This window comes from Acholeplasma equifetale ATCC 29724, from assembly GCF_000687735.1.
Taxonomy (GTDB): domain Bacteria; phylum Bacillota_I; class Bacilli_A; order Acholeplasmatales; family Acholeplasmataceae; genus Acholeplasma; species Acholeplasma equifetale.
Map to the genome: position 1 here is coordinate 39,004 of NZ_JHXL01000010.1, position 17,896 is coordinate 56,899.

Here is a 17,896-nt window from a genome sequence, read left to right on the forward strand (position 1 = left end):
AGATGGCTAAAGAACTAGTGCAATACTTCGGTACCGGACGCAGAAAGTCATCTGTTGCCCGTGTAATCTTAACTCCAGGTAATGGAAATATCACAATCAATGGTAGAACATTTGAAGAATACCTACCAAGTGCTGCTGTACGTTTAGACGTATTACAACCATTAGCACTTACTGAAAACGAAGGTAAGTTTGATGTTGTTGCTAACGTACGTGGTGGTGGATTAACTGGTCAAGCTGGAGCAATCCGTTTAGGTATTACAAGAGCTTTATTAGAAGTTAACGCTGATTTACGTAAGACATTAAAACCTGCTGGTTTAGTAACACGTGATTCACGTACTAAAGAACGTAAAAAATACGGTCTTAAGAAAGCACGTAGAGCTCCTCAATTCTCTAAGAGATAATTTGTGGATTTTAAAAAGAAGCTTATGCTTCTTTTTTTCATTTTTAAACAAATATTATGTATATGAATTAAATAAACTTGTTTATTTACTATAAATAACATATAATTATACTTGCGAAACGAGGTATTAAAATGAAAAAGGTAAGAGCTAGATACGCACCGTCACCAACCGGATTATTACATATCGGAAATGCAAGAACTGCATTATTTAACTATTTATTTGCTCGCCATCATGGTGGAGATTTTATTATCCGTATTGAAGACACTGATACTGCAAGAAACGTACCGGGTGGGGAAGAAAGCCAATTAAAATATTTAAAATGGCTTGGTATGAGTTGGGATGAAGGTCCAGATATTGGTGGACAGTATGGCCCATATCATCAATTAAAAAGATTAGACTTATATCAAGAATATGCACAAAAATTACTTGATATGGGATTAGCATATAAAGAATATAAAGAAGGATCAGACAAATTTGCTGTTCGTTTTAAAGTACCTGAAAATATGGTATATACATTTAACGATTTAATTCGTGGCAAACTTGAATTTCAATCTAAAGAAATTGAAGACTGGATTATCTTAAAAGAAAATGGTATTCCAACATATAATTTCGCGGTTGTTATTGATGATCACTTTATGGAAATTACACACGTATTCCGTGGGGAAGAACATATTACAAATACTCCAAAACAATTAATGGTTTATGATGCATTTGGTTGGGATTATCCAGAATTTGGTCATATGACAATTATTGTAAATGAGCAAAAGAAAAAATTATCTAAACGTGATACATCAACACTACAATTTATTGGTGATTATGAAAGATTAGGTTATTTACCTGAAGCAATGATTAATTTCCTAGCACTTTTAGGATTTGCTCCAGATAAAGAAATTCTTTCTCATGATGAATTAATTGAAGTATTTGATGAACATCGTTTATCAAAAGCACCAAGTTACTTTGACCGTCAAAAGTTAGCATTTATTAACTCACAATACTTAAAGAAACTTGATGATGCAACAATGAAAACATTTTTAATACCATTCTTAAAAGATGCAAATATAGAAATTAAAAATGATGTATGGTTAACAAATTTAATTTCTGTATTAAGAGATCGTCTTGATTATGGTGCACAAATTGTTGAATACTATCATACATTCTTCAGAGATGAATTTGAAATTAGTGAAGAAGCTAAACAAGAATTAAATCAATTTGATCGTATGCAAACAATGAATTTAGTTGAAACATTACTTACAAAAATTCAAAGTTTATCATTTGATGATGCAACAGAAATTGAAAGTTTAATTAAAGATCTGGGTAAAGAGTTAGGTATTAAAGGGAAGGCATTATTTATGCCGATCCGCATTGCAACAACAGGTGAAGCACATGGTCCAAGTCTCCCTGTGTCAATGCTATTATTAGGCAAAGATGTAATTACAAAAAGATTAAATGAAACCATCAAGGTTATGAAGGAGCAAACGGTATGAAAAAAATTATAGGGGTAGTAACATTTTTATTGCTCATTGTATTAGCGGCATGTGATACAGTTATCACATCTAATGCACGTGCTGTGATTTCTAACATCACACCTAAAACACAATCAGCAAGTTTTAGAGTTGAAGTCAAAGATCCAAGTGAAGAACTTGATAATCGTAATTTCAAAATCACTTTATCAAGCGGTGAACATACAGTATCAATAGATGTTGAAATCGCAAAATCTCAAATTAAATTAGTTGAATTTACTGAATTAAATCGAGAAACATCATATAAGATTTCTATTATCGGTACATTAAATGGTTCATCTTATGAGTTATATCATAGTGATGAAACAATAAAAACATTAGCGATTGGTGACACAGAAGAAGATCCAATTTCTATTACAACAGTTGAAGAATTTAAAGAGATGGAAGCTAAGAAACATTATAAATTAATGAATGACTTAGACTTTGAAAATGCGTCAATCCAACCATTATTCTCTGCTGGTACACCATTTAATGGTTCATTTGATGGTAATGGTTTTACAATAAAAAATATCAACATCAAAGAAAGTGCTGATACATATAAACCATATCTATCAATTTTCGGATATGCATCTAAATCAAAAATTACAAATCTAAAATTAGATAATGTCCATATTAACAATGCTGATCGTCAATATACAGGACATCACTATGTTGGATTATTAGTATCAAAGGTAAGTAATAATGATTTTGAAATTTCAAATATTGAAATTACAAATTCATCAGTTACAATTTCTCACAACCTAAACCAAACAGTTACAAATCGTAACCTTTATGTTGGTTTGCTTGGTGGAAGTTTACAAGGTAAGATTTCAAATATTGTTATTAAAGATTCAAAACTTAACGTTACACAAAATAGCGTAAACGGTACATATGGTGGATCTGATGTTTCAACTGCGGGTACTTACGTTGGTGGTGTTGCTGGTTTAATTGAACAAGATAAAGGTAAAGGTATTTCAAAACTTGCTGTTTTAGATACAGAAATCAATCTTGAAGTTAAACAAGATAAAAAATCAAACGGTTCAGGATTATATTATGCTGGATCAATTTTTGGAGCTTATCGTTCAGATACAAATATTTCAGAAGTTGTTTCAAATGCAGATTTATCATTTAACTATAATACATATCCAGAAACAGAAATATCAAACAAAGATATCATTTATATTGGGGGTTTAATTGGTCACCAATCAAAAGCAAACGCAAGTGATTTCTATTTCTTTGGAAATGTTGATGTGTTAACTGATTTACCTGTTCGTCAATTAAATGTAGGTTTATTATCTGGGTATGCAAATAAATCAAGTATCCGTTTATTAGCATCAGGTACATTAAATGTTACAACAGCTAATGGGCCACAAAACTTAATAGTTGTATCTGTTTATAGTTATTCATGGTCTCAACTTTATGCAAATGTCAAAGTGACAAATTCAACAAGTATTATGGTTGAAGGCACACCGTTTGACATTTCAAAATTTGAAGTTGTTGAAAACATTAATGAATTTATCTTATCACCATTTATTTTGAATTTAATAAATTAAGGTGTGAGCCATTCACACCTTTTTTATATTATAATAAGAAAAACGAGGTGATATCTATGATTAAAAATATCTCCAAAACAAAATTTATACAAGGTTTAAATTGTCCAAGATTTTTCTATTATTATCAAGAGGATTTAAAAAAGAATAATAAATTAAATGAAGTGAATACTCTAATCGAAGAAGAAAGAAAAAACGCCATTTTAACATTAGTTAATGATAGTGAAGAAGAACCTATAGAAATCTTTGATGACTTATATATGGATATGATGAATGTCTATTTTAAGAAAGAAGAAGCTTTAACAAAAGCTTATTTAGAATATCTTTTTAAAGAAAAAGTATTCAGTGGAGAAAATACATATGATCAAATTAAAGTAATTAAAGAATATAAAGGATATCATTTTTATGCTTTTTTAGATCATTATCAACCATTAAAATCCATTGAACATATTGTTGAAACAAAAGGTACAACAAGTAAAAAATTTTTAGATTTAAAATTTAAAAGTGAAAAAAATGAATTACCTATATTTATAAAAAATCATGAGGGTATTTATCAAACTCAAAAAGCTTTTGGAAATTCAATAAATGAAAATTATGAAAAAACAATCGGAAAAATATTAAACAGAGAAAATAGTGTTGGTCAATATTTATATGATTTAACCTATCAACGTTGGATTATTAATGATGTATTTAATAAAGATAAGAAAAAACGTTATATGTTAGCTGTATTAAACGATCAATATATTTTTGATGGTGTCTATAAAGCAAATGAACCAGACTATTTAAAAGATATAAAAAATGATGAGTTTATTATTTCATTATTTGATGTTACAGATTTAACAGAAATGCTTTTAGAAAAAGTAATAAAAGATGTTGAAGTTGTAATTGATCGAATTGAAAACAAACACTATAAAGATTCTAAAGAATTATGTCCAAATTCTAAAACAAAACAATGTCCATATCATGATAAATGTTATAAAGATTTTCCAAAAGATAATTCCATATTGACATATTTACTAAAACAACATGGATTTAAAGGCCCTAATGGTACATTGCATGTTGAAGATTTCATTAAAGAGGGTAAGTATCATATGTTAGATGTACCATATGATTACTTAAAATATCAAAATCAACGTATTCAATATGAAACAGTTAAAACACATCAAACGTATATGAATGAATCAAGAATGAAGGATATTATTAAACATTTAGAGTATCCACTATATCATTTAGATTTTGAAAGTTTTCCACGACCACTACCTAAATTTAAAGGTGAAAACCCATATAGTCAATCTGTCTTTTTATATAATTTACATATAGAATATGAAAATGGCACTTTAGAAAGCCATCATTTCTTAGCAAGACCTGATTTTGATGATAGATATGACCTTATTAAGACTTTATTAAGCCAAATTCAAGATAAAGGTCATATCATTGCATGGCAAGATTCATTTGAGAAAAATGTTTTAAAAAATTTTAGTGAACTATATCCTGAATTTAAAGAAAAAATTGAAAGATTATTACCAAGAGTGTATGATTTATCGTATATTTTTAGAGGATATAAACATCCAATTTATGAATCTTGGGGATTAGATGAAAATAAAGGAATTAATTATTATCATGAAAAACTCAATGGATCATTTTCAATTAAAAAAGTATTACCAATTTTTGAACCTAATTTAACCTATGACAATCTTTTAATTAAAAATGGCGTTCAAGCGTACATTTATTATGATTTACTAAGCCATATGTCAAAAGAAGATGAAAATCGCTACAAAAACGCTTTAATCGCATATTGTCACCAAGATACATTAGCAATGGTGAAAATATTACGACAATTAAAGGAAACTTTATCATTAAATAGTTTAAAATTATAGGTATTTAAAGTATAATAAATAAAAGAGGTATAAATATATATGCTAAAAATTTATAATTCTTTAACAAAAAGAAAAGAGCCATTTCAACCCATTCACGAAAATAGAGTGAATATGTATGTATGTGGTCCAACAGTCTATGATGATATCCATATTGGTAATGGTAGACCTGTTGTCTTTTTTGATATGTTAAAGCGTTATTTAATAAGCTTAGGTTATGATGTTATATATGCATCAAATATTACCGATGTTGATGATAAAATTATCAATAAAGCTAAAGAATCAAACCGTACAGAAAAAGAAATTGCAACGAAATATGCGAACGAATTTTTTAGAATAAGTGAAAAAATTGGTAGTTTAAAACCGGATATTACACCTTATGCAACAAACTACATTGAAGAAATGATCACATATATAGGTGAACTTATTGAAATGGGTTATGCATATGTTACTAATTCTGGTATTTATTTTAGTGTTTCAAAAATTGATGATTACGGTATTTTATCAGGTCAAAAAATTGAAGATTTAAGAAGTAATGTTCGAATTGAAAATGAAGACGATAAAATTGATAATGCAGATTTTGCACTTTGGAAATTTACAGAAGAAGGTATTAAGTTTGATACACCATGGGGTAAAGGTAGACCCGGATGGCATACTGAATGTGCTGTCATGAATCATGTATTGTTTCAAGATGAATTAGATATTCATGGTGGTGGATTTGATTTAAAATTTCCACATCATGAAAATGAAATTGCTCAAGCTAAAGCACATGATGGACATCACTTAGCAAAATACTGGATGCATGTTGGTCGATTAGATTTTGGTCAAGAAAAAATGAGTAAATCGTTAGGTAATATCATTAAAGTTAAAGATTTACTTGAAAAATATGATGCTGGTGCATATCGATTAATGATTTTTGCACATCATTATCGAAACCCAATTGAATTTAGCTATACACTCATGGACCAGTATCAAAAAACATATGATAAAATATCATATACACTTAATAAATGGAAATTTATGTTCCAACTTAAAGGCCTTGATGTTAAGACAGATATTAAAATCTTAGAAGATGAGTTTAATGAAATTATGTATGATGACATTAATACACCTAATGTCATTACACTCATTGAAAAATACGTAAAAGAACTTAATAAAAATCAAGATTTGGCATATCTTAGAATGATTGAAAAAATATTAAACATTTTAGGTGTGGAACCTAAAGTAAATGTTCCAACAAGAGATGATTTAGATATGTATCTTAAATGGGAAGAAGCTAGAAATCAAAAAGATTTCAAGCGTGCGGATGAATTCAGATCATATTTAAGTGAAAAAGGATGGATTTAATTGAACGGATTAGCATTAGCCTTTCTAGGTGATGCATATTATGAACTTTTTGTTAGAAAATATTTAATCAGCGAAGGCATAACTAAAATTCATGAATTACATCAACAAAAAGTTAAATATACTTCAAGTGTGGCTCAAACTAAAATCATAACTTATTTTTTAAGTGAAAATATTTTAAATGCTGAAGAAATCACTTATTTTAAAAAAGGTAGAAATAGTGCACATTTTGGAAGAAAAAACGTTGATGTATTAACGTATCAAATGGCCACCGGTTTTGAAAGTTTAATTGGATATTTAATGCATAACGATACAAATCGTTGTGAATATCTTATGCAACTTGGTATTGAATTTATAAAGTTAGGTGAAAAAGATGGCAAAAGAACAACAAAATGAACTTTTAGCATTGTTAGAATCAGATGATGATATTGTTGAAAAGAAACCTAAAAGAAAAGGTCCTCAAACAATTTTAGTTGAAGAACCACTTAAAATGAGTGGGGATCCATTAGGTATCATTCAGACAAAACAAGAAGAAAAACAAGCTAAAACGCCAAAACGTGTAAAATCTAAAGGCGACATTGTCGTTGAACGTTATAACCCAGAGGTGACTATGGGTCTTTTAAGCGATGATGTTGAACAACGTCAACTTGCCGGATTAGCAAATATTTCTACCAAAGGTTCTACAAAATCTATTAGTTCAATTATCTTTTCTAACGTATTTACATTTTTTAACCTTTTAATTATTGCAATATCAGCCCTCTTAATTTGGAGTGGAGCAAGTTTAACACAACTTGCAGCATTGATTATTGCATCGATTAATACAACAATCGGTATTATCCAAGAGATTAATGCGAAAAAGATGATTGATAAATTATCATTACTATCAGCACCTACAACAAATGTTATTCGCGATGGCATTGAACAAGAAGTATCTGTTTCAGAAGTTGTTATTGATGAAATTATTAAATTATCAGGTGGGAAGCAAATTACAGTTGATGCTGTAGTAAGAGAAGGAACGATTGAAGTTAATGAATCATTATTAACGGGTGAATCTGACCCAATTATTAAAAAACCTGGTGATACATTATATTCAGGATCATATGTAATTTCTGGAAACTGCGTTGCACAAGCAACCGCTATTGGTAAAGATATTTATATTGAAAAATTAACAAGCCAAGCTAAAAAATACAAAAAACCTAAATCAGATATCTTTAAGTCATTAGGTATTATTATTCGTACTGTTGGTATTATCATTATTCCAATCGGTATTACATTATATTTACTAGCACCAGGTGAATGGAATGATACAGTCTATGTAGGTATTAATATTGTTAAAAGTGCTGGTGCGATGTTAGGTATGATTCCATCCGGATTATTCTTATTAACATCTGTTGCATTAGCAGTGGGTGTCGTAAGACTTGGGCAAAATAACACATTAGTTCAAGAATTATACTGTATTGAGATGCTTGCCCGTATTGATACATTATGTTTAGATAAAACGGGTACAATTACAGATGGTACAATGACTGTTAAATCAGTAATTGAATATGAATCAATTGCAGGTTTACCATTAAAACAATTAATTTCAGCATATTTAAATGCATTAAATGATCAAAACTTAACAAGCCAAGCGTTACTTGAACGCTTTGGTAATCAAAAACGAATTCGTCATAAACGTGTAATTCCGTTTTCATCTCAAAGAAAATATTCGGCAGTTGAATTTGAAAAATATGGTACATTTGCGTTAGGTGCACCTGAGTTTGTATTACGTGATTATTACCATTTGGTAAGTAAAGATGTTGAACAACAAGCAAATGAAGGTTATCGTGTATTAGTGATTGCTCAAAGTGATTTACCAATCGAAGGTAAAGAGTTAACACAAGAAATGAAACCTATTGCATTAATTATGGTTGAAGATACAATCAGAGTTGATGCACCTGAAACCATTAAATATTTTAAAGATAATGGTGTGAGAGTCGTTGTTATTTCAGGAGATAACCCATTAACAGTTTCACGTATTAGTCAACGTGCCGGTATTGATCATGCTGAACAATATATTTCGTTAGAAGGCATGACTGATAAAGAAGTTGTTCGTATTGCAAACAAATACACCGTTTTTGGACGTGTATCACCACATCAAAAGAAATTATTAATTGAATCAATGAAATCATCAGGACATGTTGTCGCAATGACTGGTGATGGTGTCAATGATATTTTAGCTTTAAAAGAAGCAGATACATCGATTGCTATGGCATCAGGTAGTGAAGCTGCAAGAAACGTATCACACTTAGTCTTGATGGACTCAAACTTTGCATCTATGCCTAAGGTTGTTTCTGAAGGAAGACGCGTTATTAACAACATTCAAAAAGTATCTAAACTTTATTTAACAAAGACATTATTCACAATATTATTGAGTATTACAGTTATTATTCGTGGATTAATGGGATATGATGCATTATATCCACTTAAACCATCACACTTACTCATTATGGAATTTTTAGTTATTGCAATTCCATCGTTTGTGATTGCATTAGAGTACAACAATAATCGTATTTCAGGTAAATTCTTAAGTCAAATTGTTAAAGATGCATTACCAGGTTCATTAGTAGTATTAATTAATGCATTAATTGTTTATGCACTAGCTGGGCCACTGGGATTAGATATTTCAGATCCAATGGGCGAACAAGCAATCGCATCATTAATTGGTATTAGTGCAACTGCAACAGCATTTATGGTTTTATTCACAGTTTCAAAACCATTAAATGTGAAACGTGGTGTGATGTTTTATGGTACATTGGCTTTCGCTGTACTTGCAGTATTCTTATTACCAGAGTTATTAGAATATACTCCAATTATTGGTATTCAAAATGTGACACATTCAAAACCGCTTGAATTACCACAAATTTTATTACTCATCGTTTTAGTATATTCATCATATCCGATGATGTATATCTTTACGAACTTATTTAAATGGCTTAAATTATTAGCTAAAAAGACTGTTCATGTCATATCAGACATGAAATAAAAGCGCTTATTTGCGCTTTTTTTAAGGAGGAAACATAATGATTGTTTACGGTAAAAACGTCATTAAGGAAGCCATTTTAAATGGTCGACCAATATATAAACTTTATATAGATCAAAAATCAACAGATAGAAAATTTATTGAGTTTGTTGAAAATAAAAAAATACCCTTTGAATACAAAGATAAAGGATTTTTAAATAACATTACAAATCAAGGTATTCATAATGGTGTTGTAGCAGATGTTAAAGATTATAAAATTTATGAGTTGGATCAAGTAATTTTAGAAAATAAAACGCAAAAGTTTTTAATGCTTGATGAAATTCAAGATCCACATAATTTAGGTGCTATTATGCGTTCTGCTGAAGCAACCCAAGTTGATGGTATTATTATGTCTAAAAAACATCAAGTGCCGTTATCAGGTGTCGTTGCAAAAACATCAAGTGGAGCAATCGAATATGTTAAAGTGATTGTTGTTTCAAACCTTCATCAAGCCATTTTAAAACTAAAAGAATATGGCCATACAGTTGTTGGAACATCCGATAAAGCTAAAGCGAATTATAAAGATATTCCAAAATCAGGTAATATTACAATTATCATGGGTAATGAAGGTGTTGGATTACGCCCACTTATAGAAAAAAATTGTGATATGCTTGTATCAATTCCAATGCTTGGAAAAGTAAATTCTCTAAATGTAAGTGTTGCAACAGCGTTATTACTCTATGAACTCATTTAGATAGGATTTGATGGTTTTGAAAAATGATTATGAATTAATTTACCTTTATAAAAACACACAAGATGATGATATATTTCAAATCATGATTCAAAAGTACTCACCCCTAATTTGGAAAAATATATACCAGATGTATATTGAACCTAAAGATTATGATGATTTTTATCAAGAAGGTGTCATTTTACTTCACCAAGCAATGCTAACGTTTGATGATACCAAAAACAAAACATTTACAAGATATTTTGAACTTATATTAGTTCGCAGGTTTGTTTATTTAAAAAATAAAACAAAATCACTTATTTTATATCCTAAGCCTGAGTTATTTGAATCGGTATATGAAGAAAATTTTGATAGTATTCAAGAACCTGAAAATTTAGCTCCTTTAGAAAAAATGATTTATGATAATTATTTTATTGAGAAAAAAATTGTAACAACAATTGCAGAAGAACTTAAAATATCAGAAAAATCTGTAAAAAATGCAATATATAGAATAAAAACAAAGATGAAATGATATTTTATGTTATAATAAAATACGATTGACTTATGTGGTTTATTTGTTGTAAAATGTTTATGCAACTTACCACTTAGAAGGAGTGGTTTTTAAATGAGAGAAAAGGTTATCTTAGTATGTAGTGAATGTTTATCACGTAACTACAATACAACCAAAAACAAATCAATATCTAAAGAACGTTTAGAATTAAATAAGTATTGTCCAAGGTGCGATAAACACACCATACATAAAGAAAGTAAATAGGAGTTAATTGATATGGCAATTAAGAAAAAAGAAAAAGAACAAAAATCAAAATTAGTTGAAATCCTTACTACTGAATATAAGGGTGAATCTTTAATTTTAGGTATTCTAGCAACAATTACAGCTGCATTAGCTGTTATGATTATTGGACGTGTACAAGGAATTCATATTCCTGAAGATTTCCCTGTATTAGGTGGATCTCCAAATGATATGATTTTTGCTTGGACAGTATTAGTTATTGCAATTCTTGGATTAAGTTTAGTTATATATCCATTCTTCTTACCGGCATTTCCTGAATTAAGAAAAATTTCCTGGGCAGGATTAAAAGATTTCTTAGATGAAGCAGTACGTGTTATTTTATTCGTATTAATCGTGACATTATTTGTTTCAGCGATAGATGTCATTATTATTCGTATTATCGAGGTCATTGCTAAATGAGTGAAAGAAAACCAACTAAAAAGTGGTATATTGTTCAAACTTACTCAGGAAAAGAAAACTCTGTTAAAGAAGACTTAGAGCATCGTATTATTTCTTTAGGGATGCAAGATTATATCTTCCGTGTTTTAGTACCAGAAGAAACAGTAATCGAAAAAACTAAAGACGGTAAAGAAAAAGAAAAAGTACGCCAAATGTATCCAGGGTATGTTTTTGTTGAAATGATTTTAACAGACAACAAAGACAACAAAGAAAAAGACCCATGGTTCGTTGTACGTAATACACCAGGTGTTACAGGATTTTTAGGTTCTTCAGGCGGTGGAACTAAACCAGTTCCATTATTAGAAGAAGAAATTCGTCCAATTCTATTAAAAATGGGCGTTATTAGTAAACCTAACTATAACCACTTAATTGGTAAAAAAGTTGAACTTACTCAAGGTTCATTAATGGGCCAAGTAGGTATTGTGACACACGTTGATCATGATCGTGAAATCTTAATTGTTGAAATTGAAGTATTTGGTGGTCGTGCAGTGCCAACTGAAATTTCATTCGATCAATTCAAAGAAGTATAATAAAAACACCCTATAAAACATAATTTCAAGTTTTATAGGGTGTTTTTATTATTATATCTTTTCTATTGCATTTAAAAAAGCTTCAATCGGTTGATTACCTAAAAATTCATATATATCATTAATAATAATTTTAGGTACACTACTTACGTTGTATTTCATTGATAATTCATAAAATGTTTGAGTTTCATATGCATCTGCTTTAATATTATTATTTGTCATAGCGAGTCTAAAGGCATTAGAAACTGCACCTGGACAATGTGGACAACTTAATGTTACAAATACTTTAATATGAATATCTTTATTTATTTTACTTAATCTTTCTAATATTTTTTCATCAAAAAATGGATTAGAAGAAGAACTATCAATTAATGCAGTAATTAATGAATTGATTTCATGTCCTGCGGGAATTCCGTTAAATCTAAAGTTTTTAAAGTTATTGTTTTGATCTAATATTACAAATGTAGGCGCATGTACTACATCATACATTTTAGCTTCTGTCTCATCTTCAAATAATGATTTTTCTTCATAACTTAATCGTTTGTTTTTTCTCAAAATAAAATACCTCCAAGTATTAACAGTAATAATATATATTTCTTTATATTATTTCCTGTGTCTACTTTAGAGGTATCATATCAAAATGTCCTTTTTTTATTCTTGCTTTTTTATTTTCAGTGTTTTTTTGATATAATCAAAGAGAGATATAAGAGTAGGTGAATGTGTATGAATTACTTAATTGCAGGCATAAAAATCGATTTTAATTATAAGTATGATCAATATTTTAAAGACAACATTGAACACTATCTTTATGATGGAAAAGATGTTGATCATAGACTTCATGTTCATTATGAAGAAAACTTAAAAGAACCAAGCGATAAACTATATCGTGTTTTCTCACGAAACGTTCATAGTATTAAAGCGATGATGACACATAATGAGTCATTTACTGAAGTAGATATTTATATCGATCCTAAACAGTTTACTGATCTTGCAACAGCAGAATATATTTACTCTGGAATGATGTTTTTAGAAATGGCACAAAGAAAAGGTTTATTACCTCTACATGGTTCAGCAATTAGTTATAAAGGGGACGTTATTTTATTTTCTGCACCATCTGGAACAGGTAAATCAACACACGCTCGCATGTGGAAACGTCTATACCCAAATGAGGTTGAATGGGTTAATGACGATAAACCATTAGTTGAAGTAACTGATGAAGGGATCTTTGTATATGGTGCACCATTTAGTGGACAGTATTCAACAAATACGAATCAACGTTTACCGCTTAAATCAATTGTTTTCTTAGAACAAGGCATCACAGATAAAGTAACACGCTTAAGTGATAAAGAAGCATTAAAACAATTAATGACAAATACACTTCGCCCACAAGAAGAAAAAGTATGGGACTTGATGATTTCAAAATTTGAGGCTATACTAAAAAATATATCAATCTATCACTTGGAGGCATCGCTTTCTACAAATGCGGCTTTACAAGTTAAAAAAACTATATATGGGGAGTAAAACATAAAAATGACTTATAGGGTAAAGGATGAGTATGTTTTAAAAACTGTCGCTGGTGAACATATTGTTGTACCAGTAGGTAGTGAAGCTGTTAAGTTTCACGGCATGATTTCACTAAATGAAACAGGTATGTTCTTATTTAGTTTGCTTAAAGAAAAGAAAACTTTAGAAGACTTAGTAAGAGCAGTTTTAGATGAATATGAAATTAATGTTGAATTAGCTTATAAAGATGTATTAGATTTCATTGAAAAGTTAGATGAACATCGTATATTGGAGCACTTTGATTGAAAAGCATAGAACTTAATAATACTGAATTTATAAAATATATTGAGTCACATTTAAATAACAATCAAACGGTTGAACTTAAAGTAAAGGGGCGTAGTATGGTCCCTTTTTTCCATGATTCTAAAACAATCGTTATTGTTAAAAAAGAAGAAACTTATCAAAAATATGATGTGATTTTATTCAAATATGAAAATCAAATATATTTACACCGTATTATTAAAATAAAAAAAGATTTGATTATTGCCCAAGGCGATGGAGCACTTAAAAAAGAATATATTAAAAAGAGTGATATATACGGTAAGGTGATTGATTATCATACAAATGGTAAAAAAATAAAAAGTTATCGTTTTAAAGTTAAACTTTGGCGTATATTTAGACCAATTCGACGTATTTTATTAAAATTTTTTAAACATATGTGATAAAAACATATGTTTTTTTATTTTTTTATATAAAAATGTTCATGATAAAATAATAAAAAAATAACATCTTTATTAAAGGGGGATAAACGATGGCTGTTTTTTTAGTTTCTTATGAAGTTGGTTTTAATAACCCATATTTAAAATCTGATATTGAAGTTATTGTAAAAAGGAGTGCTTATGCCTTTTGTAAGTATTTGGATAACGCATTATTAATCTATTATCCAGGTAACATTGAACGATTAATTGACGAGTTAAATAGATTAGGTTTAAGTCCTAATGATAAACTTTTAATTATTCAAGTTGATAATAAATTTTATGCACATTTAGATGAAGCGGAGAAAAAAAGTATTGAAAGTATTTTTTCATATATGAATAAATCATTTTAATTCAATTTTTATAAATTTATGATAGGATATAGACAATATAATTTTTTAAAGGAAGAGAAAAATGAAGAAAATTTATATCGTATTAAGTATGTTACTTATTGGATTATTGGCAGCATGTGGAAATACTGATACACGCCATCCAATCCATGACGTATATGATGCACTTGATATCACTTTGAGTGAGGGAGATTCAAAAAATCAAGTGACTAAAAACTTTGATTTAGTGACTGTATTAAATGGGGCAGTTATTGAATGGTTCACTTCTAAAACAAGTGTTATAAAAATTCAAGATGGTGAAGCGATTGTTTTAAGAGGGGAATCTGATCAAACCGTAACATTAACTGCCATTATAAAACTTGATGGTGAACAGTTAAACAAGCAGTTTAATTTAACTGTTTTAAAGAAAGAAGCAGATCCAATCGATCCTGTGGACCCGGTAGACCCAGTAGATCCGGTAGACCCAGTAGATCCTGTTGATCCAGTAGATCCGGTAGACCCAACAGATCCTGTTGATCCTGTGGACCCAGGCGATTTGAATTCAGTAACATTTACTGAAACTTTTGATAATCTCGGTTTAACATTAAGCAGTTATGAATCAACAACATTCGAAGGTGCTTACGGTATTGAATGGATTGTAACGGGTGCTAGAGGCGATGTTGACCTCAATGGAAAAGCTTTAACATTTGGTGGTAAAGCGGATGATCAATCCAGTTTATTTGCTGTTTTAGATGGTGGTATTACATCATTCTCACTTAAACATAAAATGGCATTTAGTACAATTGTTCCATACGGTGTTTATATTAATGGCGTTAAAGTAGTAGATATTGTTGCAACTTCATCAGTTCAAACATTAACATTTACTTTACCAACACCTATTCAAGGTGAGTATACATTTGAAATTAAACCAAACACTGAAGAAAGCAGCCGTAAACAATTAACAATCGATGATTTAACAATTACAACATATGATGGTGCACCTTCAAATGGTTCATATGTACCTGTTGATCCAGGAAATCCTGATCCAAGTGATGGATATCAATCACACACTGATGCAATCGAAGATATCGTTTATTCATTAACTGGTAGTTTTGATTACGTATCCATTAAAAATGAATCAAAATACTTAGATTACATTTATGGAACAACAAGTTATCAAGAGATTATGTCCATGTATAATGACCAAATGGATATGGATTCAATTGAATTTTACTATGTTGATGTTGCTGATATTGATGTTTATGTAGGCGTTGCAAAATTAGGTGATATTTATTTCGTATTTGATTACTTTGTATTAGGTACAAATGCAGTTGATGTTATTAAGGTTGCAACTGGATTTAGTGAATATCATGTAAGTAGTACTGAATTAACAACATTAGCTCAATTAGAAGCACATGAATTATTATCAACATATGTTGAATATTATGAATTAACAACATTTAATGAATTCTTAGAAATTTGCACATACTATCCAGAATTAGCAAAAGTTTATGCAAATACTTGGACAGCTGATTACCCATATGGTGATGATGCAGTTGTATTACTTTTAATTGATGGTATGTACTTATTTGATTATTATTTATGGTTTTAATTGAAAAGAGCATCTAAAAATGCTCTTTTTTGTTTAAAAATGATTATTTTGGAACAATAACTATATCATTTGAATGATTATGTGAAAATATGATATGATATTATATATAAAATATAATACAAAGGGGAGTCAAAAATTGATGAAAGACGAAGCAACAAAGAAAGATTATCAAAAGCCTGAAATAGAGATAATCGAGTTTAACTTTGCAACCTCTATAGCTGTATCTGGCACACAAAGTGGTGGCGGAGCAGGTCTATTCAATGAATAGGAGTGCAAAAATGAAAAAACTATCTTTATTGATAATGGCTTTATTTTTTACACTAACACTTAGTGTATTACTCGTACCAGCGACTTATGCTGATAACAGTGAAACAGTAAGTGTTCAAGTAATTCGTGGAGAAGGAGAGACAACCACAGTTACTTATGGGGGCGAACTAGGATCAAGTACAGCAATTGATCTTGATGCTTTAGTAGCAGATGGGTATGAATTCTTATTCTATATTCACAATGGCTCAATCGTTAATGATAAAGAAAATGAATTCGTCGTTTCAAAATCAAATAAAATTATTGCAGTATTAGAAAAAGCTGATGAACCCGTTACAGTTTATATCGACTCAAACGGTGATTTATTAGGTTATGACTTTGGTGAAAATCCAGAAGAACCCGTAAATAAACCTGCTAAACCAGGATTAGTATTCCATAGTTTTGCAGAACATAAAGATTCACCAAAAGTTTTAGTAGCACAATATGATCGTGAAAACAAAGAAGATGTTATTGAAATTACAGTTATTGGTGGAACAATTAGTCCTGAAGCACCACTTTATAATGATTTAGTTGAATTAACACCAACTAACCCTGAACAATTTAGTTATTGGGCAGATGAAGATGGACAAGTTGTTTCAACAAATCCAAACTATGTTATTTCAGCATTAAAACCAGTTACTTTAGAAGCTGTGTATGATGAAGACTTTGTAGCAAAACCTTCTGTATATCTCTTTAATGTATCAGGTATTTTCGAAGGCAAACAAAGTTTTTTAGGACATGTTAATTTAGTAGATGGTTATGAATTAGTTGAATACGGTTTATTAGTAAGTACTGATGTTAAGGTATTAACATTTGAAAATGCTACAAAATTAGTATCTAGTGCTATGTCACCAGCACATGAATTCTTACGTTCTTTAAATGAAGGTACATATAAATCATTTAGAGGTTATGCAATCTTTAAAGGTACAGATGGATTAGTTACTGTTTATAGTGAGAATAATTTTGTAAAAAACAGCGCTTTAGCATATCATTTTGATTTTAATGTAAGCGAACAACCAAATAATTATGGTTCTGAAGATAATGGATATGTGTCAAGTTATTCATATAAAAATTTGGTTGATAGCAGTGATTTTATAATAAGTTTCAAAAGAGTAGCAAAGAATAAAGGAGGGAATTTTAACTCTGATGCACTGGTTATATCACCAAGAGTAGATCAAGGTGGTGGAGAGTCTTATGCTGAATTTGACTTTGCTCATCG

The 17,896-nt window shown here is 29.7% G+C and carries 20 protein-coding genes; 19 read left to right on the forward strand and 1 reads right to left on the reverse strand.

Annotation, left to right across the window (positions count from 1 at the left end):
* Window positions 1–2: 2 nt before the first annotated feature.
* The 12 genes from rpsI (at window position 3) to nusG (ending at window position 12,178) form a co-directional block, all read left to right on the forward strand.
* On the forward strand, window positions 3–401 hold the full coding sequence (gene rpsI, locus T434_RS0105425; protein WP_026400222.1) for a 30S ribosomal protein S9: 399 nt from the start codon (window positions 3–5) through the stop codon (window positions 399–401).
* 131 nt (window positions 402–532) lie between these two features.
* Window positions 533–1,885, forward strand: a complete 1,353-nt coding sequence (gene gltX, locus T434_RS0105430) for a glutamate--tRNA ligase (RefSeq protein ID WP_162150760.1) — start codon at window positions 533–535, stop codon at window positions 1,883–1,885.
* Window positions 1,882–3,453, forward strand: coding sequence for a hypothetical protein (locus tag T434_RS0105435; RefSeq protein ID WP_026400224.1), 1,572 nt, complete (start codon window positions 1,882–1,884; stop codon window positions 3,451–3,453). Before gltX ends, T434_RS0105435 begins: the two co-directional genes overlap by 4 nt.
* A gap of 56 nt (window positions 3,454–3,509) precedes the next feature.
* Complete coding sequence (locus T434_RS0105440) at window positions 3,510–5,327, forward strand: DUF2779 domain-containing protein (protein WP_026400225.1); 1,818 nt, start codon at window positions 3,510–3,512, stop codon at window positions 5,325–5,327.
* Window positions 5,328–5,366: 39 nt separating this feature from the next.
* Complete coding sequence (cysS, locus tag T434_RS0105445; RefSeq protein WP_026400226.1) at window positions 5,367–6,671, forward strand: cysteine--tRNA ligase; 1,305 nt, start codon at window positions 5,367–5,369, stop codon at window positions 6,669–6,671.
* Window positions 6,672–7,064, forward strand: a complete 393-nt coding sequence (locus T434_RS07155; RefSeq protein WP_162150761.1) for a Mini-ribonuclease 3 — start codon at window positions 6,672–6,674, stop codon at window positions 7,062–7,064. It abuts the gene before it with no gap.
* Entirely contained in the window at window positions 7,042–9,693 is a 2,652-nt protein-coding gene (locus T434_RS07160; RefSeq protein WP_084301109.1) for an HAD-IC family P-type ATPase, read from the forward strand. The genes T434_RS07155 and T434_RS07160 overlap by 23 nt, the downstream gene beginning before the upstream one ends.
* Before the next feature lie 37 nt (window positions 9,694–9,730).
* A complete protein-coding gene (rlmB, locus tag T434_RS0105460) occupies window positions 9,731–10,423 on the forward strand; it encodes a 23S rRNA (guanosine(2251)-2'-O)-methyltransferase RlmB (protein WP_026400227.1) in 693 nt (230 codons plus the stop codon).
* A gap of 16 nt (window positions 10,424–10,439) precedes the next feature.
* The gene (locus T434_RS0105465) at window positions 10,440–10,931 is read left to right on the forward strand and encodes a sigma-70 family RNA polymerase sigma factor (protein ID WP_162150762.1); all 492 of its coding nucleotides are present in this window, start codon (window positions 10,440–10,442) and stop codon (window positions 10,929–10,931) included.
* A gap of 93 nt (window positions 10,932–11,024) precedes the next feature.
* Window positions 11,025–11,174, forward strand: a complete 150-nt coding sequence (gene rpmG / locus T434_RS07730; protein WP_084301110.1) for a 50S ribosomal protein L33 — start codon at window positions 11,025–11,027, stop codon at window positions 11,172–11,174.
* Between the two features lie 12 nt (window positions 11,175–11,186).
* A complete protein-coding gene (gene secE / locus T434_RS0105470; RefSeq protein WP_162150763.1) occupies window positions 11,187–11,609 on the forward strand; it encodes a preprotein translocase subunit SecE in 423 nt (140 codons plus the stop codon).
* Entirely contained in the window at window positions 11,606–12,178 is a 573-nt protein-coding gene (nusG, locus tag T434_RS0105475; RefSeq protein WP_026400230.1) for a transcription termination/antitermination protein NusG, read from the forward strand. Before secE ends, nusG begins: the two co-directional genes overlap by 4 nt.
* A 51-nt stretch (window positions 12,179–12,229) precedes the next feature.
* Here nusG and T434_RS07165 read toward each other — a convergent pair whose 3' ends face one another.
* Window positions 12,230–12,730, reverse strand: a complete 501-nt coding sequence (locus T434_RS07165) for a thioredoxin family protein (protein ID WP_245588325.1) — start codon at window positions 12,728–12,730, stop codon at window positions 12,230–12,232.
* Window positions 12,731–12,898: 168 nt separating this feature from the next.
* Between T434_RS07165 and T434_RS0105485 the strand changes: the two genes are divergently transcribed.
* The 7 genes from T434_RS0105485 to T434_RS0105515 form a co-directional block, all read left to right on the forward strand.
* The gene (locus T434_RS0105485) at window positions 12,899–13,696 is read left to right on the forward strand and encodes a hypothetical protein (RefSeq protein WP_026400231.1); all 798 of its coding nucleotides are present in this window, start codon (window positions 12,899–12,901) and stop codon (window positions 13,694–13,696) included.
* 9 nt (window positions 13,697–13,705) lie between these two features.
* Window positions 13,706–13,984, forward strand: coding sequence for a PqqD family protein (locus tag T434_RS0105490; RefSeq protein ID WP_162150764.1), 279 nt, complete (start codon window positions 13,706–13,708; stop codon window positions 13,982–13,984).
* Entirely contained in the window at window positions 13,981–14,400 is a 420-nt protein-coding gene (locus T434_RS0105495; protein WP_162150765.1) for a S24/S26 family peptidase, read from the forward strand. Before T434_RS0105490 ends, T434_RS0105495 begins: the two co-directional genes overlap by 4 nt.
* A gap of 89 nt (window positions 14,401–14,489) precedes the next feature.
* Window positions 14,490–14,786, forward strand: a complete 297-nt coding sequence (locus tag T434_RS0105500) for a hypothetical protein (RefSeq protein WP_026400234.1) — start codon at window positions 14,490–14,492, stop codon at window positions 14,784–14,786.
* A gap of 61 nt (window positions 14,787–14,847) precedes the next feature.
* Complete coding sequence (locus tag T434_RS08020) at window positions 14,848–16,374, forward strand: immunoglobulin-like domain-containing protein (protein ID WP_035358494.1); 1,527 nt, start codon at window positions 14,848–14,850, stop codon at window positions 16,372–16,374.
* Between the two features lie 139 nt (window positions 16,375–16,513).
* Window positions 16,514–16,642, forward strand: a complete 129-nt coding sequence (locus T434_RS08060) for a hypothetical protein (protein ID WP_281172690.1) — start codon at window positions 16,514–16,516, stop codon at window positions 16,640–16,642.
* A 10-nt stretch (window positions 16,643–16,652) separates the two neighbouring features.
* The coding region (locus T434_RS0105515; protein WP_026400235.1) for a hypothetical protein at window positions 16,653–17,896 on the forward strand (1,244 nt) is incomplete at its 3' end.